The sequence below is a fragment of the Streptomyces sp. NPDC058470 genome (assembly GCF_042721055.1).
In the GTDB taxonomy this organism is placed as follows: Bacteria; Actinomycetota; Actinomycetes; order Streptomycetales; family Streptomycetaceae; genus Streptomyces.
This window is the reverse complement of sequence record NZ_JBHXMF010000005.1, coordinates 119,755-143,196: the sequence shown is the minus strand read 5'-3', so window position 1 is coordinate 143,196 and position 23,442 is coordinate 119,755. Positions and strand designations below refer to the sequence as shown.

Genomic DNA, 23,442 nt, shown 5'->3' with positions numbered 1-23,442 from the left:
GGCTACACCGGGCCTGCCACCACGCCCACCGTCTTGGCCAGTGACACACCCGAGCCGTCACGGCGCGGGTCCATCTCCGGCAGCTCGGCCGGTGTGCCGTTCTTCTGCGCGGCCCGTGCCGGTGCCGGGCCTGCCCAGCCGAGCGAAAGGCAGTCCTCGCCCTTCAGGAAGCGCTGGCAGCGCACGCCGCCCGTGGCGCGGCCCTTGCGCGGGTACTGGTCGAACGGGGTCAGCTTGGCCGTCGTCTGGACGGAGTCGTCCAGGGTGCCGCGCGAACCGGCGACCGTGAAGACCACCGCGTCCACCGCCGGGTCGACCACCGTGAAGGAGATCACCTTCGCGCCGTCGACGAGCTTGATGCCCGCCATACCTCCCGCCGCCCGGCCCTGCGGGCGGACCTGCGAGGACTGGTAGCGCAGCAACTGGGCGTCGTCCGTGATGAAGACCAGGTCCTCCTCGCCGGTGCGCAGCTCGGCCGCGCCGACGATCCGGTCGCCTTCCTTGAGGGTGATGACCTCCAACTCGTCCTTGTTCGAGGGGTAGTCGGGGACCACACGCTTCACCACGCCCTGCTCCGTGCCGATCGCAAGACCCGGTGACGACTCGTCGAGCGTCGTCAGGCAGATCACCGTCTCGTCCGCCTCCAGGGAGGACAGGAACTCCGAGATCGGGGCGCCTCCGGAGAGGTTGGGCGCGGACGCCGTCCCCGGCAGCTGCGGGAGGTCGATCACGTTCAGCCGCAGCAGCCGGCCCGACGAGATGACCGCGCCGATCTCGCCGCGGGCCGTGGCGGGCACCGCGGAGACGATCAGGTCGTGCTTGGCGCGCTTGTCCTCCTCGGCCTCTCCGAAGGGGTCCCCATTGGCCGTACGGGCAAGCAGGCCCGTGGAGGACAGCAGGACCCGGCACGGGTCGTCCGCCACCTGGAGCGGGACCGTGGCGGCGGTGGCGCCCGCGGACTCCAGCAGGACCGTGCGCCGGTCGGTGCCGAACTTCTTGGCCACCGCGGCCAGTTCGGTGGAGACCAGCTTGCGCAGCTCCGTGTCCGAATCCAGGATGCCGGTCAGCTCGTCGATCTCGCCGTTGAGCCGGTCGCGCTCCGACTCCAGCTCGATGCGGTCGAACCGGGTCAGCCGGCGCAGCGGCGTGTCCAGGATGTACTGCGTCTGGATCTCGCTGAGCGAGAAGCGCTCGATCAGACGCTCCTTCGCCTGTGCCGAGTTGTCGCTGGAGCGGATGAGGCGGATGACCTCGTCGATGTCGATCAGGGCGACGAGGAGGCCCTCGACCAGGTGCAGCCGGTCGCGCTTCTTGGTGCGGCGGTACTCGCTGCGGCGGCGTACGACGTTGAAGCGGTGGTCGAGATAGACCTCAAGAAGCTCCTTGAGGCCCAGGGTGAGGGGCTGACCGTCAACCAGCGCCACGTTGTTGATACCGAAGGACTCCTCCATCGGCGTCAGCTTGTAGAGCTGCTCCAGGACCGCTTCCGGCACGAAGCCGTTCTTGACCTCGATGACCAGACGCAGACCGTGCATACGGTCCGTGAGGTCCTTCACATCGGCGATGCCCTGCAACTTCTTCGCGCCGACCAGGTCCTTGATCTTCGCGATCACCTTCTCCGGGCCGACGGAGAAGGGCAGTTCGGTGACGACGAGGCCCTTGCGCCGGGCCGACACGTCCTCCACCGACACCGTGGCGCGGATCTTGAAGGTGCCACGGCCGTTCTCGTACGCGTCCCTGATCCCGGAGAGGCCGACGATCCGGCCGCCGGTCGGCAGGTCGGGGCCCGGGACGTACTTCATCAGCGTGTCCAGGTCGGCGCCCGGGTAGCGGATCAGGTGGCGGGCGGCCGCGATGACCTCGCCGAGGTTGTGCGGCGGCATGTTCGTGGCCATGCCGACTGCGATGCCGGACGCGCCGTTGACCAGCAGGTTCGGGTAAGCCGCCGGGAGGACGCCCGGTTCCTGCTCCTGGCCGTCGTAGTTCGGCGAGAAGTCGACCGTGTCCTCTTCGATGGACTCGGTCATGAGTGACGTGGCGTCGGCCATCCGGCACTCGGTGTAACGCATCGCGGCCGGCGGGTCGTCGTTGCCGAGCGAACCGAAGTTGCCGTGGCCGTCGACCAGAGGCAGGCGCATCGAGAAGGGCTGGGCCAGGCGCACCAACGCGTCGTAGATCGACGCGTCGCCGTGCGGGTGGAGCTTACCCATGACTTCGCCGACGACGCGGGCGCACTTCACATAGCCACGGTCGGGGCGCAGGCCCATCTCGTTCATCTGATAGACGATGCGACGGTGCACCGGCTTGAGGCCGTCGCGGGCGTCCGGCAGGGCTCGGGAGTAGATGACCGAGTACGCGTACTCGAGGAAGGAGCCCTGCATCTCGTCGACGACGTCGATGTCGAGGATGCGCTCCTCGAAGTCGGCGTTGTCATCGGGTCGCGGGGTCTTCGTGCTGCGGCGGGCCATCGCTGCTGCGGCTCCTTCACAGTCTCTGCCGGGGCATGAGCGGGTTCTGACGCGCACCATTGTGGACCGCGCCACTGACAACGCGGACCACGACCCGTCTGTTGAGGGTCTTTGCGGGCCGATCAGAGGGGCTTTCGCCGTATCCGAGCCGAGCTCCGGGCGTACGGGAGCGGTACGCGTCCGCCCCTCTCCCCGTACGAGATCCGTACGCCGATTCTCGCTCTCGGCGTACGAGGTGCGGGAACTTCGCCAGCTGTCCGCACGCTTGCATACAGTGGCAGGACCGACAGGAAATCCGTAGTTTTCCGCGATCGAAGGGACGTACATGCCCATGGGTCACACGGCCACAGCTGAGGCAGGCTCCGGCGGGCTGACAGCGACCGAGCACCGCCTGGCCAACGGCCTGCGCGTGGTGCTCTCCGAGGACCACCTGACCCCGGTCGCCGCGGTGTGCCTCTGGTACGACGTCGGCTCGCGCCACGAGGTCAAGGGGCGTACCGGCCTCGCCCACCTCTTCGAGCACCTGATGTTCCAGGGCTCGGGCCAGGTGAAGGGCAACGGCCACTTCGAGCTGGTCCAGGGAGCCGGTGGTTCGCTGAACGGCACCACCAGCTTCGAGCGCACCAACTACTTCGAGACCATGCCCACGCACCAGCTGGAGCTCGCCCTCTGGCTGGAGGCCGACCGCATGGGCTCGCTGCTCGCCGCGCTCGACGAGGAGTCCATGGAGAACCAGCGGGACGTCGTCAAGAACGAGCGGCGCCAGCGCTACGACAACGTCCCCTACGGGACCGCGTTCGAGAAGCTGACCGCGCTCGCGTACCCCGAGGGTCACCCGTACCACCACACGCCGATCGGGTCGATGGCCGACCTGGACGCGGCCACCCTGGAGGACGCCCGCGCGTTCTTCCGCACTTACTACGCGCCCAACAACGCGGTGCTGTCGGTCGTCGGGGACATCGACCCCGAGCAGACCCTCGCCTGGGTCGAGAGGTACTTCGGCTCGATCGCCGGGCACGACGGCAAGCCCGCGCCGCGTGACGGCGCCCTGCCGGACACCATCGGCGAGGAACTGCGCGAGGTCCTTGAAGAAGAGGTCCCCTCACGCGCGTTGATGGCCGCCTACCGGCTTCCGGAGGACGGCACGCGCGCGAGTGACGCGGCCGACCTGGCGCTCACCGTCCTCGGCGGCGGCGAGTCGTCCCGGCTCTACAACCGGCTCGTACGCCGCGACCGCACCGCCGTGGCGGCCGGGTTCGGCCTGCTGCGGCTCGCCGGAGCGCCCTCCCTGGGGTGGCTCGACGTGAAAACCTCCGGTGACTTCGAGATCCCCGTCATCGAGGCCGCCGTGGACGAGGAGCTCGCCCGGTTCGCCGAGGAGGGCCCCACCGCCGAGGAGATGGAGCGCGCCCAGGCCCAGTTGGAGCGCGAGTGGCTGGACCGGCTCGGCACGGTCGCGGGCCGCGCCGACGAACTGTGCCGATACGCCGTCCTGTTCGGCGACCCACAGCTCGCCCTGACCGCCGTACAGCGCGTCCTGGACATCACCGCCGAGGAGGTCCAGGAGGTCGCCAAGTCCCGCCTGCGCCCCGACAACCGCGCGGTGCTCGTCTACGAACCGATCGCCGCTGAAGACGCCGAAGACGCTGAAGACACCGACGAGGAGGCGGCGAAGTGACCGAGCTCGCCACCATGGAGTTCCACCCCCAGCCACAGGCCGGCGAGGCCAGGCCGTGGGCCTTTCCCGCACCGGACAGGGGCACCCTGGGCAACGGCCTGACCGTGCTGCGCTGCCACCGCCCCGGCCAGCAGGTCGTCGCCGTGGAGGTGCTGCTCGCCGCGCCGCTGGATGCCGAGCCCGCGGGCCTCGACGGTATCGCCACGATCATGGCGCGGGCCTTCTCCGAAGGCACCGACAAGCTCTCCGCCGAGGAGTTCGCCGCAGAGCTGGAGCGCTGCGGCGCCACGCTCGACGCGTACGCCGACCACCCCGGCGTACGTCTGTCGCTCGAAGTCCCCGTATCACGCCTCTCCAAGGCGCTCGATCTGCTCGCCGACGCCCTGAGGGCACCGGCGTTCGCCGACAGCGAGGTCGAGCGGCTGGTGCGCAATCGACTGGACGAGATCCCGCACGAGACCGCCAACCCGGGCCGCCGCGCCGCGAAGGAGCTCTCCAAGGAGCTGTTCCCGGCCACATCGCGCATGTCGCGCCCGCGCCAGGGCACCGAGGAGACGGTCACGGCGATCGACTCGGCAGGCGTACGCGCCTTCTACGAGAAGCATGTGCGCCCCGCCACGGCCACCGCGGTGATCGTCGGCGACCTCACCGGAGTCGACCTCGACGCGCTGCTCGCCGACACGCTCGGCGCTTGGACCGGCTCGTCCGCCGAGCCGCTCCCCGTGCCGCCGGCGACCGCCGACGACACCGGCCGGGTCGTCATCGTGGACCGCCCCGGCGCCGTCCAGACCCAGCTGCTCATCGGCCGTGTCGGCGCCGACCGGCACGAGCGTGTGTGGCCCGCCCAGGTCCTCGGCACGTACTGCCTCGGCGGCACCCTCACCTCGCGCCTGGACCGCGTCCTGCGCGAGGAAAAGGGTTACACCTACGGTGTGCGGGCGTTCGGCCAGGTGCTGCGCTCGGCCCCGGACGGTACGGGCATCGCGATGCTCGCCATCAGCGGCTCCGTGGACACCCCGAACACCGGCCCCGCGCTCGACGACCTCTGGAAGGTGCTGCGGACTCTTGCCGCAGAGGGCCTGACGGACGCCGAGCGTGATGTCGCCGTACAGAACCTGGTGGGCGTGGCGCCCCTCAAGTTCGAGACGGCGGCGGCCGTCGCGGGCACGCTGGCCGACCAGGTCGAGCAGCATCTGCCGGACGACTACCAGGCGACGCTGTACCGGCAGCTCGCCGCCACCGGCACGGTGGAGGCCACCGCCGCCGCCGTGAGCGCCTTCCCCGTGGACCGTCTGGTCACCGTCCTGGTGGGCGACGCCGCGCAGATCGAGGAGCCCGTCAAGGCCCTCGGAATCGGTGAAGTGAGCGTCGTTCCGGCGGAGTAGAACAGCAGCTCCCCTGGGGGCCCAGGAGACCACAGAGTCTCCTGGGCCCCCATTTGTCCGTATTGATAGGGAGGTTGCCTGTCTGCCCTGTGGCATGCGCTACAAAAGGCGTGATCCGTTTGTTGATTGAAAGATGTCCCGTTTAGCGTCGGTCCGGCTGTTCGTCAGGCAGTGCGCCGCGCCCGCGGCACCGGACAGTCATCGCCGAGTCCCCGTACGGCGCGAGCCAGGGGAGCCGGGGACCCATACGTAGTCCCTGGGGTGAATCGGACGCCCTCTTCGGAGGTGGTCCGTAGGAGACCTTCCTGCTCCGAACCCGTCAGCTAACCCGGTAGGCGAGAAGGAAGGAAAGGATCAGCCCCTACATGGCGTTCACCTGTGGCACAGGCAGGCACCGTCGCCCGGGCCGCGTGAAGCGCACGACCACGAACGCCCTCGGCGTCGCGGCGCTCACCACGACCGGTGTCCTCGGCACCCTGGCCGCCCCGGCGCTCGCCGCGGACAACTCCGTCGAGCAGACCGGTCTGACCCAGGCCGTCGAGATCGGTGACTCGATCGCCGACCAGATCGACGCGCAGGCCGCCGCCCAGCAGCAGGCCGCCGACGAGGCCGCCGCGCAGAAGAAGGCCGATGCGGCCGCCGAGAAGAAGGCCGAGGAGGAGCGCGAGGCCAAGGAACGCGCCGCCCGCGCGGCCGAGCGCAAGCGCCTCAACACCTTCGTCGCGCCGATCACCGGCTCGTACATCTCCACCGGCTACAAGACCGGCGGCAGCCTCTGGTCGTCCGGCAGTCACACCGGCGTCGACTTCCACGCCGCGTCCGGGACCTCGGTCCACGCGGTCGGCTCCGGCACGGTCGTCACGGCCGGCTGGGGCGGCGCCTACGGCAACCAGATCGTCCTCAGGATGAACGACGGTACCTACACGATGTACGGCCACCTGTCGTCCATCGGTGTCTCGGTGGGCCAGACGGTCACCCCGGGGCAGCAGATAGGCCTCTCCGGGGCCACCGGCAACACCACCGGGCCGCACCTCCACTTCGAGGCCCGCACGACCGCCGAGTACGGCTCGGACATCGACCCCGTCGCATACCTCCGCTCGCACGGCGTGAACGTTTGACACGGGCGCGGCGTGTGAACGTCCGATCACTCGCATAGGTACTTCACAAGGTCCCGGCCCGAACGAGCCGGGACCTTGTCGTTTCGAACCGTTTCGAACGACTACCTGTCCAAAAAATATCCATGGATTTCGGTCCGCCATCGGAAATTCCGAGTCTCTGCAATAGAGTCACTGAACAAGCGCCAATCGACGGCGTTTCACGGGGATTAAAGCGGAGGTCCGGTATGCGTGTTCCTGCGCACTCGGTATGCACAGCGATCCGCGACGACATCGTCGCGGGTGTCTACGAGCGTGGCAGCCGGCTCACCGAGGAACTGCTGGCGCGCCGCTACGGCGTCTCGCGCGTCCCCGTACGCGAGGCGCTGCGCACCCTGGAGGCCGAGGGCTTCGTGGTCACCAGGCGGCACGCGGGCGCGTGCGTCGCGGAGCCGACCGAGCAGGAGGCCGCTGACCTGCTGGAGATGCGCATGCTCCTGGAGCCGCTGGGCGCCGCACGGGCCGCGCAGCGTCGCACCGAGGCGCACCTCAAGGTGCTCCGAGGCCTGGTCAGGCTGGGTCAGGAGCGGGCGCGGAGGGGCAACAGCGAGGATCTGCGCTCGCTGGGCGGCTGGTTCCACGAGACCCTCGCGCAGGCCTCCGGCAGCCCCGCGCTGACCTCCACGCTCGCCCAGCTGCGGCACAAGATCGCCTGGATGTACGCGGTCGAGGCACCGGCCAACCCGGCGGAGTCCTGGGCGGAGCACGGCGGGATCGTGGACGCCGTCGCGCGCGGCGACAGTGAGCGGGCGCGGGCGATCACGGCCCTGCACACCGAACGCGCGATGGTCGCGCACCGCCTCCGCTTTCCCGGCGGAGCCGACCGCCCGGACCGTGTGAGAACTTCGCAACATCCCGTAAACATGACGGGCCTGCGGCATTAACATGAGCGCCGTATACAAAGAGAAGTAATTCGCGGGAGATTATTTATGCTGCCCGCACAAGGGAAATGCGAAGGGCCCACCCGATAATTCGGGCGGGCCCTTTCCGGCGTTTTGGAGCGATGAAAAGCGCCATCGAAGTGATGGACGCCGCCACCGCGGCGATGGACATCACTGCGGCGATGGACACCGCCGCAGTGATGGACACCGCCGGCGCAGCGATGGACGCGGCCATCGAAGCGCCAGGCGCCGGCGCCGAATCTCAGACGGTCTCCGGAAGCTCCTCAAGCCCCTCGGAGACCAGCTTCGCCAGTCGGTCGAGCGCGGCGTCCGCACCCTCGGCGTCGGAGGCGAGGACGATCTCCTCGCCGCCCTGGGCGCCCAGGCCGAGGACCGCGAGCATGGAGGCCGCGTTGGAGGGGTTCCCGTCCGCCTTGGCGATCGTCACGGGGACGCCGGAGGCCGTGACGGCCCGGACGAAGATGGAGGCGGGGCGGGCGTGGAGACCCTCGGCCCAGCCGACGTTGACGCGGCGCTCAGCCATGTGATGCTGCCCTTCAGATGTCTCAGGTTGTCTAGACCAGTGTCCCATAAGGTGAAGCGTGCCGGGAGCGGGTCAGAGGGTGACAAAACCCTGCGCACCCGCCCCCGGCCGGCGCCGGATACCGGCCTGGATCCGGCTTCGGTTCCCCCAAGACTGCCTCGCTCCGTTGTCGTACGCGAGCCGTACTCTGGGGCGCATGCAGACCTCGTCGGACCGGCACGAGTACCCCGCCCACTGGGAGGCGGACGTGGTGCTGCGCGACGGCGGGACCGCACGGATCAGACCCATCACCGTCGACGACGCCGACCGCCTGGTCAGCTTCTACGAGCAGGTCTCCGACGAGTCGAAGTACTACCGCTTCTTCGCGCCGTATCCGCGCCTGTCCGCAAAGGACGTCCGCCGCTTCACCCACCACGACTTCGTGGACCGGGTGGGACTCGCGGCCACGGTGGGCGGCGATTTCATCGCCACCGTACGGTACGACCGCATCAACGCCGACGGACGGCCCGCCTCCGCCCCAGCCGACGAGGCCGAGGTCGCCTTCCTCGTCCAGGACGCCCACCAGGGGCGCGGTGTCGCCTCCGCCCTCCTCGAACACATCGCGGCCGTGGCCCGCGAGCGGGACATCCGCCGGTTCGCGGCGGAGGTGCTCCCGGCCAACAACAAGATGATCAAGGTGTTCACGGACGCCGGGTACCAGCAGAAGCGCCACTTCGAGGACGGCGTCGTACGCCTGGAGTTCGACCTCGAACCCACCGACCGGTCGCTCGCCGTGCAGCGCGCGCGGGAGCAGCGTGCCGAGGCCAGGTCCGTGCACCGGCTGCTCGCGCCCGGCTCGGTCGCCGTCATCGGCGCCGGCCGCACGCCAGGCGGCGTGGGCCGCAGCGTCCTCACCAACCTCCGCGCCGCGGGCTTCACGGGGCGGCTGTACGCCGTGAACAGGGCGGTCGAGGAAGGCGAGCTCGACGCAGTGCCCGCGTACCGCTCGATCGTCGACATCGCCGAACCCGTCGACCTCGCGGTTGTCGCCGTGCCCGCGCCCTACGTCCCCGAAGTCGTCGCGGAGTGCGGTGCGCACGGGGTGCAGGGGCTCGTGGTCGTGTCCGCCGGGTACGCCGAGAGCGGCCCCGAAGGGCGCGAACGGCAGCGCGAACTCGTCCGCCAGGCCCGCACATACGGCATGCGCATCATCGGCCCGAACGCCTTCGGGGTGATCAACACGTCCCCCGAGGTGCGGCTCAACGCCTCGCTCGCGCCGGAGATGCCGCGGCCCGGACGGATAGGTCTGTTCGCCCAGTCGGGTGCGATCGGGATCGCCCTGCTGTCCAGGCTGCACCGACGCGGCGGCGGCGTCACCGGCACCACCGGCGTGTCGACCTTCGTCTCCTCCGGCAACCGGGCGGACGTGTCCGGCAACGACGTACTCCAATACTGGTACGACGATCCGGACACCGATGTCGCCCTGATGTACCTCGAATCCATCGGCAACCCGCGCAAGTTCACCCGGCTCGCCCGGCGGACCGCGGCCGTGAAACCGCTGGTCGTCGTGCAGGGTGCCCGGCATGCCGCCGCTCCGCAGGGGCATGCCGTACGGGCCACACGGCTGCCGCACGCCACCGTGTCCGCGCTGCTCGGGCAGGCCGGGGTGATCCTGGTCGACACGATCACCGAACTGGTGGACGCGGGGCTTCTGCTGGCACGCCAACCGCTCCCTCCCGGTCCCCGGGTGGCGATCCTCGGGAACTCGGAATCGCTGGGGCTGCTCACGTACGACGCGTGCCTGGCCGAAGGGCTTCAGCCCTCGGCGCCGTTGGATCTCACGACGGCGGCGTCGGCCGACGACTTCCGTCGGGCGCTGTCGAAGGCGCTTGCCGATGACGGCTGCGACGCCGTCGTGGTGACCGCCATCCCGGCGGTGGGGGAGACCTCCGCCCAGGACGCGGCGCTGGCCGAGGCGCTGCGCGCCGCCTCGGCCTCGGCTCCGGCCAAGCCGGTGCTCGTGGTGCACGTCGAACTAGGTGGGCTCGCCGAGGCACTGTCCGCCGCCGCAGGCACGGCACCCCAGGCAGCCCCCACCGCTCCCGACGGTATCGATGACCCCGCGGAACACCTGCCCCCCGAGGCGCAGGCGACCGACGAAGCTCGTCTCATCCCCGCCTACCCGGCCGCCGAGCGCGCCGTCCGCGCCCTCGCCGAAGCCGTGAAGTACTCCCAGTGGCGGCAGGACGCCGCCGACCCGGGCAGGGTGCCGGAGTACGAGGACATCGACGAGAAGGGCGCCGCCCAGCAGATCGACGTCCTCCTCACGCGCGAGGAGGACGGGGAAGGGCTGACCCTCGGCACCGAGGAGACCCGGGAGCTGCTCGGGCGGTACGGCATCGACGTACACCCGGTCCTGGCCGCCCCGACGCCGGACGACGCGGCGCGCGCCGCGAGAGACCTCGGCTACCCGGTGGTCCTCAAGACCACCGCCCCGCATCTGCGGCACCGAGCCGACCTGGGCGGCGTACGGCTCGACCTGGCGGACGAGGAGCAACTGCGGCGGGCGTACGCGGAGTTGACCGAGCTCTTCGGGAAGCCGGCGGGACTGCGCCCGGTCGTGCAGGCCATGGCGCCGCGCGGGGTCGACACGGTCGTTCGGGCCGTCATCGACCCGGCGGCCGGAGCGGTGCTCTCGTTCGGGCTCTCCGGGGCCGCCTCGGAACTGCTCGGGGACACCGCGCACCGGCTGATTCCGGTCACCGACCGGGACGCCACCTCGCTGGTCAGATCGATCCGGACGGCGCCGCTCCTCTTCGGCTGGCGCGGCTCGGCCCCGGTCGACACGGCGGCCCTCGAAGAGCTGATGCTGCGCGTCTCGCGCCTGGTCGATGATCACCCGGAGGTCGTCGCGGTGTCCCTGGAGCCGGTGGTGGTCGCCCCGCACGGCCTGAGCGCGCTGGGCGCCACGGTACGGCTGCACCGCGCTCCCGTCCGCGACGACCTCGGTCCGCGGACGCTCCCCGCCTACTGATCTCCTTCGGAGGGCCATCGAACGTCGATCTCCGCGGGGCAGACGCCGCGAGCGGTGCCTCGCAGTCAGTGGGCGCCCGTAAGATGGACATCATGGCCAAGACCAGTACGTCGACCCAGGGGCTGCGAGCGGCGATCGAGCGCAGCGGCTACTACCCGGCCCTCGTGGCCGAGGCGGTGGAGGCCGCGATCGGCGGCGACACCATCCGGTCGTACCTGGTTCATCAGGAGACGACGTTCGACGCCAACGAAGTGCGTCGGCACGTCACGGTGCTCGTCCTCACGGGCAACCGTTTCATCGTGAGCCACACCGATGAGCAGTCCGAGGACACCACCTCACCGACGCCGTACGCCACCACGTCGACGGAGTCCGTGAAGCTCGGCCGTATCTCCTCGGTCGTCGTCAGCCGGGTCGTCGCCAACCCCGAGTCGTACGCGCCGGGCACGCTGCCCCGCGAGGTCGTCCTGACCATCGGCTGGGGCGCGGTCTCCCGTATCGACCTGGAGCCCGCCGCCTGCGGCGACCCCAACTGCGAGGCGGACCACGGCTACACGGGCAACTCGACGGCGGACGACCTGAGCCTGCGTGTCAGTGAGGCCGGGGACGGCCCGGAGACGGTGCGCCAGGCCCTCGTCTTCGCGCAGGCCCTCTCCGAGGCGACCGCGGACATCGCGCGCTGATGATCCTGCCCGCCTGGGATCACCCGGAACCCCTCGCCCTCGACACCGCACCCGTCCCGGAGTACGGCGCCGGCTCGCTCGCCGACCTGCTGCCCACGCTCGCCGCCGGCATGGCCGTGCCCGGCATGACCGCCGCCATACCGGAACTGACCGGAGCCGACCGGAACTGCGTCTTCCTGATCGACGGCCTCGGCTGGGAGCAGCTGAAGGCGCACCCGGACGAAGCCCCCTTCATGACCTCACTCCTGGCGTCCTCGCGAGGAGGCACCGGCCGCCCGATCACCGCGGGCTACCCGGCCACCACCGCGACCTCACTCGCCTCCGTCGGCACCGGCCTGCCGCCCGGCGCACACGGCCTGCCCGGCTACACCGTGCGCAACCCCAGGACCGGCGAGCTGATGAACCAGCTGCGTTGGCAGCCGTGGACGGACCCGCGCGCCTGGCAGCCGTACCCCACGGTCTTCCAACTGGCCGACAAGGCCGGCGTGCACACCGCCCAGGTCTCCTCGCCCGCCTTCCAGAACACCCCGCTGACGAAGATCGCCCTCAGCGGCGGAACGTTCCATGGGCGGCTGACCGGCGAGGAGCGCATGGACGTCGCCGCCGCACAACTCGCCGCGGGCGACCGCTCCCTGGTCTACACGTACTACGCCGAGGTGGATGGCAAGGGCCACCGCTTCGGCGTCGACTCGGACCCCTGGCGCGGCCAGCTCATGTACGTCGACCGCCTGGTCCAGCGCCTCGCGGAGCAACTGCCGCCGCGTGCGGCCCTGTATGTCACCGCCGACCACGGCATGATCGACATCCCCTTCGACGAGCAGCACCGCATCGACTTCGACGAGGACTGGGAGCTGCGCGCCGGAGTGGCCCTCCTCGGCGGCGAGGGCCGCGCCCGGCACGTCTACGCCGTCCAGGGCGCCGAGTCGGACGTCCTGACCTGCTGGCGCGAGGTGCTCGGCGAGCAGTTCTGGGTGGCCTCGCGGGACGAGGCGATCGCGGCGGGCTGGTTCGGCCCGCGGATCGACGAGCGGGTGTACGCCCGGATCGGCGACGTCGTCGCCGCGGCCCGCGACGACGTCCTGATCATCGCGTCCGAGCGGGAGCCGAAGGAGTCGGCGATGGTCGGCAACCACGGCTCGATGACCCCGGCGGAGCAGCACGTACCGCTCCTGCAAGTACGCTCCTGACCCCCACTCCTCCCTCCTCTCGCCGAAAGGTGCTCAACTCGCCATGCCCGAGCTGGTGTTCTTCTCCGGAACGATGGACTGCGGGAAGTCGACGCTGGCTCTCCAGATCGAGCACAACCGTTCGGCGAGGGGCCTACAGGGCATGATCTTCACGCGTGACGACCGCGCGGGCGAGGGCAAGCTCTCCTCGCGCCTCGGGCTGGTCACGGACGCGGTGGAGGTGGCGGACGAGCAGGATCTGTACGGGTACCTCGTCGATCACCTCTCCCGAGGTGGCCGCGCGGACTACGTGATCGCGGACGAGGCCCAGTTCCTGGCTCCCGCGCAGATCGACCAACTGGCGCGCGTGGTGGACGACCTGGGCGTCGACGTGTTCGCCTTCGGCATCACCACCGACTTCCGCTCCAAGCTCTTCCCCGGTTCCCAGCGCCTGGTCGAGCTGGCCGACCGGGTCGAGGTCCTCCAGGTGGAGGCCCTGTGCTGGTGCGGCGCGCGTGCCACGCACAACGCCCGCACGATAGGCGGCGAGATGGTCGTCGAGGGTGCCCAGGTGGTCGTCGGCGACGTCAACCAGGCGGAGGACATCGGCTACGAGGTGCTGTGCCGCCGGCACCACCGTCGCCGTATGACGGCCGCCACGGCTCACGCGGGCGCCCTGTCACCGGACGTGCTGCCGATGACCTCCGCCTGACGTCAGGTCACGGACCGGCCCCGCGGCGTCCGTTCACTGGACGCTGTGGATCACGGAGAACATCGCGCCCTCCGGATCCGCCACCGTCGCCACGCGCCCGTGCGGCGAGTCGTGGGCGGGTTTCAGGACGTGCCCGCCGAGGTCCGTGACACCGGTGACGGTGTCGTCCACGTCCGTGGCCTCGAAGTACGTCATCCAGTGCGGGCCGCGGTCGCGGGGCAGGCCGTGGCCGACGCCGTGGATGCCGGCCACCGGACGGCCGTCGAGGTGCAGGGTCACGTAGTCGAAGTCGGCCGAGACGACCGGCTCCAGCTCATAACCGAAGACCCCCTGGTAGAACTTGACGACGCTCTCGGTGTCGCGGGTCACCAGCTCGTTCCACGCGGGCGTCCCCGATACGCCGGTGATGCCCGTGCCCAGGTGGGCGGCCGTCTGCCAGATGCCGAAGACGGCGCCTGTCGGGTCCGAGGCGATCGCCATACGGCCTGCCTCGCCGGCGTCCAGGGGGCCGACCCCCACGGTGCCGCCGCTGAGCCGTACCGTCTCGGCGGTCAGGTCCACGTCGTCCGAGGCGAGATAGGGCGTCCAGGCGATGGGCAGATGCCGATCGGGCGGCAGTTGCCCGATCCCCGCCACCTCTTCGCCGTGAAGCAGGGCACGCACGTACGGGCCGAGCTGGTGCGGGCCCGGCTGGAACTCCCAGCCGAACAGCGCTCCGTAGAAGTCCTGGGTCGTGGCCATTCCGTGCACCATCAGGCTCACCCAGCAGGGTGTGCCGGGCGTGTGCGGAGCGTCCGTTGCGCCGTTCAGGCCGGCCGACCCCCGTGCCTCGGTCATCGTCACTCTCTTCTCGGCCCCTCGCGGTGGCCGGTCACCTTCCGCCTACCCGCACGCGTACCGCAATCGCGTACCCGTAAGCCCCGTGCCGATGTTCGCACCACCGGTAGCACCGTGCGTCCCGGCCGCGCCGTCGTTCGGCGGCCTACGAGCGGAGGATGCCCGATGTGCGGTTTCCCGTCCGTTTCCGCACTATTGCTCCAGGGTGTCCATCGGCTGTACAGCATGTGCCCGATCCCATACGCCCAGTGATCGGACCTGCCCGGCCGAGCACAGTAGCCCGACACGGACGACGCGGCCACCCCGTGCGCAAGGATGGTCACCATGAACGCCATCATCTCCGCGCCCGAGCTGGCGAGCGACCTGGCCGGACCGAACCCTCCTGTCGTCCTTGATGTCCGCTGGCAGCAAGGGGGCCCGAGTCTGCGCTCCGAGTACGAGAAGGCGCACATTCCAGGGGCCGTTTTTGTCGATTTGGATTCCGAACTTGCGGGTCCCGCGGGGGTCGGCGGCCGTCATCCGCTGCCCGAACCCGAAGTCTTCGGCGCGGCGATGCGCGCCGCCGGGGTCTCGGCGGACCGCGACGTCGTTGTGTACGACGGCGGGCTCGGCTGGGGCGCCGCGCGCGCCTGGTGGTTGCTGGGCTATACGGGTCATCCGTCCGTGCGCGTGCTTGACGGCGGTCTTGCCGCCTGGAGCGGTCCGGTGTCGTCGGAGATCCCCGCCCCCGCTGCCGGAAGCTTCGTACCCGCGCCCGGTGCCCGGCCGCTGCTCGACGCGGACGGAGCGGCGGCGCTCGCCCGTACCGGAGTGCTGCTCGACGCCCGGGCGGGTGAGCGGTACCGGGGCGAGGTCGAACCGATCGACCTGGTAGGCGGGCACATCCCCGGCGCGGTCTCCGCGCCGACCACCGAGAACGTCACGGACGACGGACGGTTCCGGCCCGCCGCCGAACTCGCCGACCGCTTCAAGTCCCTTGGCGCGACCGGTACTCCCGAGGTCGGCGTCTACTGCGGTTCGGGCGTATCCGGTGCCCACGAGGTGCTGGCACTCGCCGTCGCGGGCATCCCGGCCGCCCTGTACGCGGGTTCCTGGTCGGAGTGGACACGGGACGGGAGCCGACCGGTCGCGGTGGGCGCCGACCCGCAGTAGCGGCGGTGGGTTCCGACTGGCAGTGACGGCGGTGGGCTCCGACCGGCAGTGACGGCGGTGGGTCCCGACCCGCAGTAGCGGCGGTGGGTCCCGACCCGCAGTAGCGGCGGTGGGCCCCGGCTGGCAGTGACGGCGGTGGGACCCGACCCGCAGTGACAGCGATGGGGCCCGCGCCAGGTCGGCGCGGGCCCCACCGTCGTACGACTGATCAGTCCTTGTTCTTCCGTCGTGTACCGAACACGATCTCGTCCCAGCTCGGGACGGCCGCGCGGCGGCCCGGGCGGACGCCGTCGGCCTCGGCCTGGCGGTCGGTCGAGCCGACGAGGCGGTCGCGGTGGCTGCCGACCGAGCGAGGCATGAGGACGTCCGCGTAGGCGGAACCGGCACCGGCGGAGGCCGCGGGGGCCGGAGGCTCCTCGGCTTCGGGCTCGGGGGCGGGTTCCTCCGTGTCGGGCCGGTCCGTGGTGGCGGGCCGCTCGGGCACCACCATGTCGCCCCGGAAGCTCGGCACCGCCTCCAGGAGGCTGGTGAGCGAGTCCCGCTCGGACTCCTCGACCGGCTCCGGGGACGGCGCGGGCAGCCCCGGCCGCTCCGACTGCCGGTCCAGGGCGCGGTCCATCGGGCGGTCCCGGGGCAGCCGTGCGATCCGCGGCACGAACGGGAAGCTCGGCTCGGCGGCCGCCGACAGGTCGTCGGACTCACCGATCAGCGAGCGCGCCTCGTCGTCGACGGCCTGGACGAGCCGCCGCGGCGGGTCGTACGTCCAGCTCGCCGAATGCGGCTCACCCGCGACCCGGTAGACGAGCAGTACTTCCCAGGTGCCGTCGTCACGACGCCACGAGTCCCACTGTGCGGTGTCCTTCTCGGCGCCGCGCAGCGTCAGCCGCTCCTGCACGGCCTCGCCGAGCTGGGGTCCGGCGTTCTCGCCGGGGCGGCGGACAGGGGTCTTCCTGGCGCGCTCGGCCATGAAGGCACGCTCGGCGAGGACAGGCCCCTCGAAGCGGCGCACACGGTCGACGGGGATCCCGGCGAGCTGTGCGACCTCCTCCGCGGAGGAGCCGGCACGTATACGTGCCTGGATGTCTCGGGGGCGGAGATGGCTCTCCACCTCGATCTCGATCTGGCCGAGGCGGGGACGGTCGCCGCGTACAGCGGCGCGCAGACGCTCGTCAATCGGAAGCGTGTACTCCGTGCTGTCCGCAGCCTTCAGCACCAGCCGTGTGCCGTCGTTAGAGACGGCCACGACACGCAGTTCCGGCATGAGGACCTCCCGGGTGGTGCCTGCCGACGTCACGTGCGTCGCTGCTTCCGCTAGTCGAGTGTGGCCTGCCCGGGTGCAGCCTGCCACAACCTTGCCGAGTTCTCCGGCGTGTCGGGCACAGGCCCGAGACCGCCGTTATGGCACGGTTACCTATTCGCAACGCTAAGTGACGAACTCCATCACCCTGTGCAACGAGCCCCCTCCCGGCGGTCCTGCAAGGCCCCGGACACCCTGGCGGGAGTCCGGACCCAGGGCTCGCAAGAGTACTCCATTCGGGCCACTTGCGCGGTTCGGCACGTCACCCAACTTCGAGCCGGGGGTGGCAGTTGGTCGACCGAAGCGTCGTTTCTGTGGTCATGGAAAGTGGCGCACTTCACGTAATCACCGCAAATGGAACTAATCGCTTCGTCCGTCCGTCCCTCTCTTGTGCGGTCAGTTGATCAATCGGGTCAAGTCGATCAAGTACGGGAAAGGCGGGCAAGGTCCGGGCATGCGTGAAAAGCCGGATGTCGGTGCGGAGTCGGGTGTCGATGAGGAGGTCAGCAGGAAACGACTGGATCTGAGCGTGCCCCAGGTGGCAGGCAGTGCGGTGGCAGCGGTGGTGGCCGCGAAACTCGCCTCCTACTTCGGGGTCTACGGGACGATGCTGGGCGCGGGCCTGGTGAGCGTGGTCGCCACCTGCGGCGGCACGGTCTTCCAGCACTTCTTCAGGCGCACCGGCGAGCAGATACGCGATGTGACGGTGCAGGCCAGGCCGAGGACCCAGCAGACCGCGGCCGCGGGGGAGTTCACCGAGGGAACCGTCTACCGCGCGCGGGTCAGGAGCTGGAAGCGGCCGGTGGCCGCGGCGGTACTCGTCTTCGGCGTCACCATGGCGAGCATCACCACATACGAACTCGTGGCGGGCCACAGCTTCAGCGACAGCAGAGGCACGACCGTCGGTGACGCCCTCAAGGGGAGCGGTTCCCCTTCCCCGTCGGAGCCCGGTACGCCTCCCGCGTCGAGCGCGACGCCTTCGGCCGGCTCCTCCTCGGCGCAGCCGCCTGGCGACGCCGATTCGGGTACCGGCGCGACGACGCCCACCCCGACGCCCAGTTCCAGCGCCACGCCGGAAACCGGGGCCGACGCATCGACCCCCACTCCCAGCGGCGCCGCTACGACCCCAGCACCCTCCGCAAGTAGTCGTTCCCAAAGCGTCGATCCGGGTCAAGCCGATCCCTCAGCGCAGTGAATTCGCCGAAGCGCGGGTAGACCTCGGCGAAGTACTCCGCGTCGCGCGTGTGCACCTTGCCCCAGTGCGGCCGCCCCTCGTGCGCGGTGAGGATCCGCTCGGCGGCGGTGAAGTACGCCTGATAGGGGGTGCCCTTGAACATATGGACGGCGATGTACGCGCTCTCCCGTCCGGACGCCGTCGAGAGCGTGATGTCGTCCGCGGGCGCCGTGCGCACCTCGACGGGGAAACTGACCCGCAGGGACGACCGGTCGACCATCGTCTTCAGCTCGCGCAGCGTCTCGACGAGGGCCTCGCGCGGAACGGCGTACTCCATCTCCACGAAGCGCACCCGGCGCGGAGAAGTGAAGACCTTGTACGGAATGTCGGTGTAGGTCCGTGCGGACAGTGCGCGGCTGGAGATCTTCGCGATCGCCGGGATGGTGGCCGGCACGGCGCGGCCGACCAGATTGGCCGCCTGGAAGACGCCGTTGGAGAGGAACTCGTCCTCGATCCAGCCGCTGATCTGCGGCACCGGCTTCTCGGGCCCCGCGCTGCGGTTGTTGCGCTTGGTGTTGCAGTTGCCGGTGTGCGGGAACCAGTAGAACTCGAAGTGCTCGTTCTCGGTGAACAGTTCGTCGAAGTCGGCGGTGACCTTGTCGAAGGTCATCGGTTCCTCACGGGCCGTGAGCAGAAAAACGGGCTCTACGGAGAGGGTGATCGCGGTGATGATCCCCAGGGCGCCGATTCCGATCCGGGCGGCCGCGAAGACCTCGGGATTCTCCTTCTCGGAGCAGGCGATGACCGAGCCGTCGGCCGTGACCAGCTCAAGGCCCTTGATCTGGGCGGCGATCGAGGCGGAGTCACGCCCGGTGCCGTGCGTGCCAGTGCTGACCGCACCGGAAACCGTCTGCTCCATGATGTCGCCCATGTTGGTGAGCGACAGTCCCTCGCGGGCGAGAGCGAGGTTGAGACGCTTGAGCGGGGTGCCCGCCTCCACGGTGACGGTGCCGGCGTCGCGGTCGATCCTGCGGATGCCGGTCAGCAGTTGGGGGCGGATCAGTACGCCGTCGGTCGCGGCGGCGGCTGTGAAGGAGTGCCCGGTGCCGACGGCCTTCACCGTCAGACCGTCCTCGGCGGCGCTGCGCACGGCCGCGGAGAGCTCCTCCACGGAGGCGGGAGTGACCTCTCGTGCCGGACGGGCGGTGACCGTGCCCGCCCAGTTACGCCACGTTCCGCTCTTCCCGTTCGCTGTGCTGCTCATGGGTCCCTCCCCGATGCGGAACCGGCCTGTTCAGCCGGCGATACCCGAGGAAACCGACCGCGACCGCGACGGCCCCGGACACCGCCGGAACCCCGTACCCGGCCTTCGCACCGGCGGCGTCGATCACCCAGCCGGCCACGGAGGAACCGAGCGCGACCCCGACCGCGAGCCCGGTGCTGATCCAGGTCATGCCCTCGGTCAGTTTCGCGCTTGGTACGTGCTGTTCGATGAGGGACATCGTGGTGATCATCGTGGGAGCGATGGACAGGCCCGCAACGAACAGCGCCACGGCCAGGAACGGCAAGTTTCCGACCAGTAGGAGGGGGATCATACTCACGGCCATCGCACACACGCCCAGCAGCCACCGACGTTCGGGCGCCCCCTTGAAGTGCAGCAGCCCGAACACCGCTCCCGCCGCACAGGAGCCCGCCGCGTAGAGGGCGAGAACGACGCTCGCCCCAGCCTTGTGGCCCTGCTCCTCGGCGAAGGCCACCGTGACCACGTCGACGGCTCCGAAGATCGCTCCGGTCGCCACGAAGGTGGCCACCAGGACCTGGAGTCCGGCCGAGGCCATCGCCGAACCGCCCTTGTCCTGCCCGCGCGGATGCGGCACCGGTTCGGTGCCGCGCTGGGCCGTCAGCCAGAAGACGCCGACGGCGAGGAAGCAGGCGGCGAGCAGCGGCCCGGCCTCCGGGAACCACACCGTGGACAGACCGATCGAGATGATCGGTCCGAAGATGAAGCAGATCTCGTCCACCACGGACTCGAAGGAGTACGCGGTGTGCAGTTGCGGGGTGTCCCGGTAGAGGGCGACCCAGCGGGCTCTGACCATCGCGCCCATGCTCGGCACACAGCCGATGCCGGCCGAGCAGACGAACAGCACCCAGTCCGGCCACTCGAACCTCGCCGCGAGCAGCAGCCCCGCGGCCGCGGACAGCGCGAACAGCGTCACGGGGCGCAGCACCCGCCGCTGCCCGTGCCGGTCCACCAGCCGGGAGACCTGCGGGCCCATCGCCGCGGCGGCCAGCGCCATGGTCGCCGAGAGCGCACCCGCGAGCCCGTACCGCCCGGTGAGCTGGGAGATCATCGTGACCACGCCGATGCCCATCATCGACAGCGGCATCCGGCCGAGGAAGCCCGCGGCGGAGAAGCCCCTGGAGCCGGGGGCGGTGAACAGGGCGCGGTACGGGCTGGGCAAGGCGGAACTCCGGTCGGCTCGGCTGGGCCGCCCGGTCACCACGGGCGGGCCTGAACACCGGTAAGGCGTGAATCTGGCCGATACAGCTTACGGGTGAGGTGACCCTAACGCACGCCCTCGGACGCTTGAACGCACGCCCTCGGACGCTTGTCCGGTGGCCGTTGTCCGCCTGTCAGCGACGGGTGGCAGGATCGAAGGCATGCCAGACGTGCTCGATGCCACCCCCTACGACGCCCTGCTCCTGCTCTCGTTCGGCGGCCCGGAAGGACCCGACGACGTGGTCCCGTTCCTGGAGAACGTGACGCGGGGACGCGGCATCCCCAAGGAACGACTCAAGGAGGTGGGTCGGCACTACTTCCAGTTCGGCGGGGTCAGCCCCATCAACGACCAGAACCGCGCCCTGCTCGACGCGCTCCGCAAGGACTTCGCCGACCACGGCCTGGACCTGCCGGTGTACTGGGGCAACCGCAACTGGGCGCCGTACCTGACCGACACCCTGCGCGAACTGGTCGCCGACGGCCGGCGCCGCGTCCTGGTTCTCGCCACCAGCGCGTACGCCTCGTACTCGGGCTGCCGTCAGTACCGCGAGAACCTCGCCGAGGCCCTGGCCACCCTTGAGGCCGAGGGCCTGGAGCTCCCGAAGGTCGACAAGCTGCGGCACTACTTCAACCACCCCGGCTTCGTACGCCCGATGGTGGACGGCGTGGTGAAGTCCCTGGCCGAACTCCCCGTGGACGTACAGGAGGGCGCGCACCTCGCCTTCACGACGCACTCGATCCCGGACGCCGCCGCCGACACCTCGGGACCCGTCGGGGACCACGGCGACGGCGGCGCGTACGTCAAGGAGCACCTGGACGTCGCCCGGCTGATCGTCGACGCCGTGCGCGAGGAGACCGGGATCGACCACCCCTGGCAGCTCGTCTACCAGTCGCGCTCCGGAGCCCCGCACATCCCGTGGCTGGAGCCCGACATCTGCAACCACCTGGAGGAGCTGCACGGCGCCGGCGTCCCGGCCCTCGTGATGGCGCCCATCGGGTTCGTGTCGGACCACATGGAGGTGCTGTACGACCTCGACACGGAGGCCACCGCCAAGGCGGCGGAGCTGGGTCTGCCGGTGCGCCGCTCGGCCACCGTGGGCGCCGACCCGCGGTTCGCCGCGGCGATCCGTCAACTCGTCCTGGAGCGCGCCGCGACCGAGAGCGGACGGCAGGTGACACCCTGCGCCCTGGGCGCTCTCGGCGCGAGTCACGACCTGTGCCCGGCGGGCTGTTGCCCGGCCCGTGCCCCGAAGCCCGCCGCCGCGGGCGCCGACAGCCCGTACGCCTGAGGAGCCCCGTGATCGAGCCCCTGCACACCGAACTGCTCCAGCTCGCCCACCAGGCCGCCCGTAGCGCCGGTGAGCTGCTGCGGGACGGACGCCCGGCGCACCTCACGGTCGCCGCGACCAAGTCCAGCCCGATCGATGTCGTCACCGAGATGGACATCGCCGCCGAGAAGCTGATCACCGACCTCATCACCCAGCACCGCCCCGCCGACGGCTTCCTCGGTGAGGAGGGCGCCGCCACGGAGGGCACCAGCGGCATCCGCTGGGTCATCGACCCGCTCGACGGCACCGTCAACTACCTGTACGGGCTGCCCACCTGGGCGGTGTCCATCGCCGCCGAACAGAACGGCGAGACCGTCGTCGGAGTCGTCGCGGCGCCGATGCGCGGCGAGACCTACCACGCGGTACGCGGCCGGGGCGCCCGGGCCACCGGAGCCTGGGTCGGCGAGCGCCGGCTGAACTGCCGCCCGTCACCGTCCCTGGACCAGGCCCTGGTGTCCACCGGCTTCAACTACGTGACCGAGGTCAAGACCCACCAGGCCGCCGTCGCCCAGCGGCTGATCCCGCTGCTCCGCGACATCCGGCGCTCCGGCTCCGCGGCGGTCGACCTGTGCGATGTCGCGGCCGGGCGCCTCGACGGCTACTACGAGCGCGGGCTCCACCCCTGGGACCTCGCGGCGGGCGACCTGATCGCCCGTGAGGCGGGCGCCCTGACCGGTGGGCGCCCCGGTGAGCGCCCCGGAGGCGATCTGGCGGTGGCAGCCTCTCCCGGCGTCTTCGAGCCCCTCCAGCGACTCCTGGAGGAGTTCGGCGCCTGGCACGACTGACGGCGGCGGCGCGTAGACGGAGCGGGGCCCCGGCACTGGATCGATGCCGGGGCCCGCTCTCGTACGAATGAAGAATCTGGTGAAGAGCTGAAGAGCTGAAGAGCTGAACTGAAGAACCGAAGAGCTGGAGAACCGCGAATGAGGAACTGATCAGACGCGTGTAGCGCCTACCTGTACACCGTGCTCGGCGGCGAGGCGGTGCAGGTCGTCGAGCTCGGCCTGCTCGACCTCCGCGAGGAAGTCGTCGCCTGTCTCGCGAGCCCGCGTCAGGTCGGACTCGGTAGCCCTTATACGCTGCAGAAGTCCTGCGGTGAATGCGTCCATGCTGCGCCCCCTCGTCCTGGGTCGTGGGTCGATGGCACGGGGGTGTGCCGTTCAGAAGGGGCGATCACGTCTCCAAGGGGTGCCCAGCGCTGCCCTGCCGGGCGGCGACGGTGCCGGACACCCACGCCCACTCTGCGGAAAGCGGTTGGACATACCACAAGGTGGCTTGCCACAAGCAGAGCGTGATCGCGGGGTGTAAAGCTGTCGTCCCCCCACTCCCTTCCGTGGAAACCTCAACCGCACGAGAAAATCTGGCATTCCCCCACGCTCCCCCCGTCTTACAGCCGACTTATGGCCGAAAAGGGCAGGATGGAGGCCTTACCAACGACAGGGCCCTGCTCGCATGCGCCGAAGAGGCGCTGCG

The 23,442-nt window shown here is 70.3% G+C and carries 19 protein-coding genes and 1 riboswitch; of the genes, 12 read left to right on the top strand and 7 right to left on the bottom strand.

All coding sequences use genetic code 11. The annotated features are described in order from the left end of the window. Positions 1 to 2 precede the first annotated feature (2 nt). On the bottom strand, positions 3 to 2,468 hold the full coding sequence (locus ACFWP7_RS05630; protein ID WP_384376472.1) for a DNA topoisomerase (ATP-hydrolyzing) subunit A: 2,466 nt from the start codon (positions 2,466 to 2,468) through the stop codon (positions 3 to 5). A gap of 325 nt (positions 2,469 to 2,793) precedes the next feature. On the opposite strand from ACFWP7_RS05630, the gene ACFWP7_RS05625 reads away from it, so the two are divergent. The 4 genes from ACFWP7_RS05625 (at position 2,794) to ACFWP7_RS05610 (ending at position 7,569) form a co-directional block, all read left to right on the top strand. Next, positions 2,794 to 4,146 (top strand): M16 family metallopeptidase, encoded by a 1,353-nt coding sequence (locus ACFWP7_RS05625; protein WP_384376469.1) that lies wholly within the window; start codon positions 2,794 to 2,796, stop codon positions 4,144 to 4,146. Then, positions 4,143 to 5,531 (top strand): M16 family metallopeptidase, encoded by a 1,389-nt coding sequence (locus ACFWP7_RS05620; protein ID WP_384376466.1) that lies wholly within the window; start codon positions 4,143 to 4,145, stop codon positions 5,529 to 5,531. Before ACFWP7_RS05625 ends, ACFWP7_RS05620 begins: the two co-directional genes overlap by 4 nt. A gap of 192 nt (positions 5,532 to 5,723) precedes the next feature. Beyond that, positions 5,724 to 5,884: riboswitch (cyclic di-AMP (ydaO/yuaA leader) on the top strand. A 12-nt stretch (positions 5,885 to 5,896) separates the two neighbouring features. Continuing rightward, a complete protein-coding gene (locus ACFWP7_RS05615) occupies positions 5,897 to 6,649 on the top strand; it encodes a M23 family metallopeptidase (protein ID WP_384376463.1) in 753 nt (250 codons plus the stop codon). A 224-nt stretch (positions 6,650 to 6,873) separates the two neighbouring features. Next, positions 6,874 to 7,569 (top strand): GntR family transcriptional regulator, encoded by a 696-nt coding sequence (locus tag ACFWP7_RS05610; protein WP_384376460.1) that lies wholly within the window; start codon positions 6,874 to 6,876, stop codon positions 7,567 to 7,569. 259 nt (positions 7,570 to 7,828) lie between these two features. Here ACFWP7_RS05610 and ACFWP7_RS05605 read toward each other — a convergent pair whose 3' ends face one another. Further along, on the bottom strand, positions 7,829 to 8,110 hold the full coding sequence (locus ACFWP7_RS05605; protein WP_384376457.1) for an HPr family phosphocarrier protein: 282 nt from the start codon (positions 8,108 to 8,110) through the stop codon (positions 7,829 to 7,831). A gap of 196 nt (positions 8,111 to 8,306) precedes the next feature. Between ACFWP7_RS05605 and ACFWP7_RS05600 the strand changes: the two genes are divergently transcribed. The 4 genes from ACFWP7_RS05600 to ACFWP7_RS05585 all read left to right on the top strand — a co-directional run bounded on the left by ACFWP7_RS05600 (position 8,307) and on the right by ACFWP7_RS05585 (position 13,681). Beyond that, positions 8,307 to 11,123, top strand: coding sequence for a GNAT family N-acetyltransferase (locus tag ACFWP7_RS05600; RefSeq protein ID WP_384376454.1), 2,817 nt, complete (start codon positions 8,307 to 8,309; stop codon positions 11,121 to 11,123). Between the two features lie 92 nt (positions 11,124 to 11,215). Beyond that, positions 11,216 to 11,803: a DUF5998 family protein gene (locus ACFWP7_RS05595; protein WP_384376451.1), complete on the top strand. Its 588-nt coding sequence runs from the start codon at positions 11,216 to 11,218 to the stop codon at positions 11,801 to 11,803. Then, entirely contained in the window at positions 11,803 to 12,990 is a 1,188-nt protein-coding gene (locus ACFWP7_RS05590) for an alkaline phosphatase family protein (protein WP_384376448.1), read from the top strand. The genes ACFWP7_RS05595 and ACFWP7_RS05590 overlap by 1 nt, the downstream gene beginning before the upstream one ends. A 43-nt stretch (positions 12,991 to 13,033) precedes the next feature. Continuing rightward, complete coding sequence (locus ACFWP7_RS05585) at positions 13,034 to 13,681, top strand: thymidine kinase (RefSeq protein ID WP_384376445.1); 648 nt, start codon at positions 13,034 to 13,036, stop codon at positions 13,679 to 13,681. Positions 13,682 to 13,714: 33 nt separating this feature from the next. Here ACFWP7_RS05585 and ACFWP7_RS05580 read toward each other — a convergent pair whose 3' ends face one another. Continuing rightward, entirely contained in the window at positions 13,715 to 14,518 is an 804-nt protein-coding gene (locus tag ACFWP7_RS05580) for a VOC family protein (protein WP_384376442.1), read from the bottom strand. A 324-nt stretch (positions 14,519 to 14,842) separates the two neighbouring features. Between ACFWP7_RS05580 and ACFWP7_RS05575 the strand changes: the two genes are divergently transcribed. Next, the gene (locus ACFWP7_RS05575; protein ID WP_384376439.1) at positions 14,843 to 15,670 is read left to right on the top strand and encodes a sulfurtransferase; all 828 of its coding nucleotides are present in this window, start codon (positions 14,843 to 14,845) and stop codon (positions 15,668 to 15,670) included. Positions 15,671 to 15,878: 208 nt separating this feature from the next. On the opposite strand, the gene sepH is transcribed toward ACFWP7_RS05575, so the two are convergent. Further along, entirely contained in the window at positions 15,879 to 16,931 is a 1,053-nt protein-coding gene (gene sepH, locus ACFWP7_RS05570) for a septation protein SepH (RefSeq protein WP_384376436.1), read from the bottom strand. A gap of 490 nt (positions 16,932 to 17,421) precedes the next feature. Here sepH and ACFWP7_RS05565 point away from each other — a divergent pair, with 490 nt between their 5' ends. Continuing rightward, positions 17,422 to 18,162: a hypothetical protein gene (locus ACFWP7_RS05565; protein WP_384376433.1), complete on the top strand. Its 741-nt coding sequence runs from the start codon at positions 17,422 to 17,424 to the stop codon at positions 18,160 to 18,162. Here the strand turns inward: ACFWP7_RS05565 and ACFWP7_RS05560 are convergent. Together ACFWP7_RS05560 and ACFWP7_RS05555 are read right to left on the bottom strand one after the other, a co-directional pair. Next, positions 18,086 to 19,405: a D-arabinono-1,4-lactone oxidase gene (locus tag ACFWP7_RS05560; RefSeq protein ID WP_384376430.1), complete on the bottom strand. Its 1,320-nt coding sequence runs from the start codon at positions 19,403 to 19,405 to the stop codon at positions 18,086 to 18,088. The genes ACFWP7_RS05565 and ACFWP7_RS05560 overlap by 77 nt on opposite strands. Further along, positions 19,365 to 20,603 (bottom strand): MFS transporter, encoded by a 1,239-nt coding sequence (locus ACFWP7_RS05555; protein WP_384376427.1) that lies wholly within the window; start codon positions 20,601 to 20,603, stop codon positions 19,365 to 19,367. Before ACFWP7_RS05555 ends, ACFWP7_RS05560 begins: the two co-directional genes overlap by 41 nt. Positions 20,604 to 20,802: 199 nt before the next feature. Here ACFWP7_RS05555 and ACFWP7_RS05550 point away from each other — a divergent pair, with 199 nt between their 5' ends. Both ACFWP7_RS05550 and ACFWP7_RS05545 read left to right on the top strand, forming a co-directional pair. Beyond that, the gene (locus ACFWP7_RS05550) at positions 20,803 to 21,930 is read left to right on the top strand and encodes a ferrochelatase (RefSeq protein WP_384376424.1); all 1,128 of its coding nucleotides are present in this window, start codon (positions 20,803 to 20,805) and stop codon (positions 21,928 to 21,930) included. Positions 21,931 to 21,938: 8 nt separating this feature from the next. After that, a complete protein-coding gene (locus tag ACFWP7_RS05545) occupies positions 21,939 to 22,754 on the top strand; it encodes an inositol monophosphatase family protein (protein WP_384376421.1) in 816 nt (271 codons plus the stop codon). 150 nt (positions 22,755 to 22,904) lie between these two features. Here ACFWP7_RS05545 and ACFWP7_RS05540 read toward each other — a convergent pair whose 3' ends face one another. Then, entirely contained in the window at positions 22,905 to 23,078 is a 174-nt protein-coding gene (locus ACFWP7_RS05540) for a hypothetical protein (RefSeq protein WP_365426212.1), read from the bottom strand. Positions 23,079 to 23,442: the final 364 nt, after the last annotated feature.

Coding starts and splice junctions, on each gene's coding strand:
- ACFWP7_RS05630 (WP_384376472.1), bottom strand. CDS start 2,468: ATGGCCCGCCGCAGCACGAAGACCCCGCGACCCGATGACAACGCCGAC.
- ACFWP7_RS05625 (WP_384376469.1), top strand. CDS start 2,794: ATGCCCATGGGTCACACGGCCACAGCTGAGGCAGGCTCCGGCGGGCTG.
- ACFWP7_RS05615 (WP_384376463.1), top strand. CDS start 5,897: ATGGCGTTCACCTGTGGCACAGGCAGGCACCGTCGCCCGGGCCGCGTG.
- ACFWP7_RS05610 (WP_384376460.1), top strand. CDS start 6,874: ATGCGTGTTCCTGCGCACTCGGTATGCACAGCGATCCGCGACGACATC.
- ACFWP7_RS05605 (WP_384376457.1), bottom strand. CDS start 8,110: ATGGCTGAGCGCCGCGTCAACGTCGGCTGGGCCGAGGGTCTCCACGCC.
- ACFWP7_RS05600 (WP_384376454.1), top strand. CDS start 8,307: ATGCAGACCTCGTCGGACCGGCACGAGTACCCCGCCCACTGGGAGGCG.
- ACFWP7_RS05595 (WP_384376451.1), top strand. CDS start 11,216: ATGGCCAAGACCAGTACGTCGACCCAGGGGCTGCGAGCGGCGATCGAG.
- ACFWP7_RS05590 (WP_384376448.1), top strand. CDS start 11,803: ATGATCCTGCCCGCCTGGGATCACCCGGAACCCCTCGCCCTCGACACC.
- ACFWP7_RS05585 (WP_384376445.1), top strand. CDS start 13,034: ATGCCCGAGCTGGTGTTCTTCTCCGGAACGATGGACTGCGGGAAGTCG.
- ACFWP7_RS05580 (WP_384376442.1), bottom strand. CDS start 14,518: ATGACCGAGGCACGGGGGTCGGCCGGCCTGAACGGCGCAACGGACGCT.
- ACFWP7_RS05575 (WP_384376439.1), top strand. CDS start 14,843: ATGAACGCCATCATCTCCGCGCCCGAGCTGGCGAGCGACCTGGCCGGA.
- sepH (WP_384376436.1), bottom strand. CDS start 16,931: ATGCCGGAACTGCGTGTCGTGGCCGTCTCTAACGACGGCACACGGCTG.
- ACFWP7_RS05565 (WP_384376433.1), top strand. CDS start 17,422: ATGCGTGAAAAGCCGGATGTCGGTGCGGAGTCGGGTGTCGATGAGGAG.
- ACFWP7_RS05560 (WP_384376430.1), bottom strand. CDS start 19,405: ATGAGCAGCACAGCGAACGGGAAGAGCGGAACGTGGCGTAACTGGGCG.
- ACFWP7_RS05550 (WP_384376424.1), top strand. CDS start 20,803: ATGCCAGACGTGCTCGATGCCACCCCCTACGACGCCCTGCTCCTGCTC.
- ACFWP7_RS05540 (WP_365426212.1), bottom strand. CDS start 23,078: ATGGACGCATTCACCGCAGGACTTCTGCAGCGTATAAGGGCTACCGAG.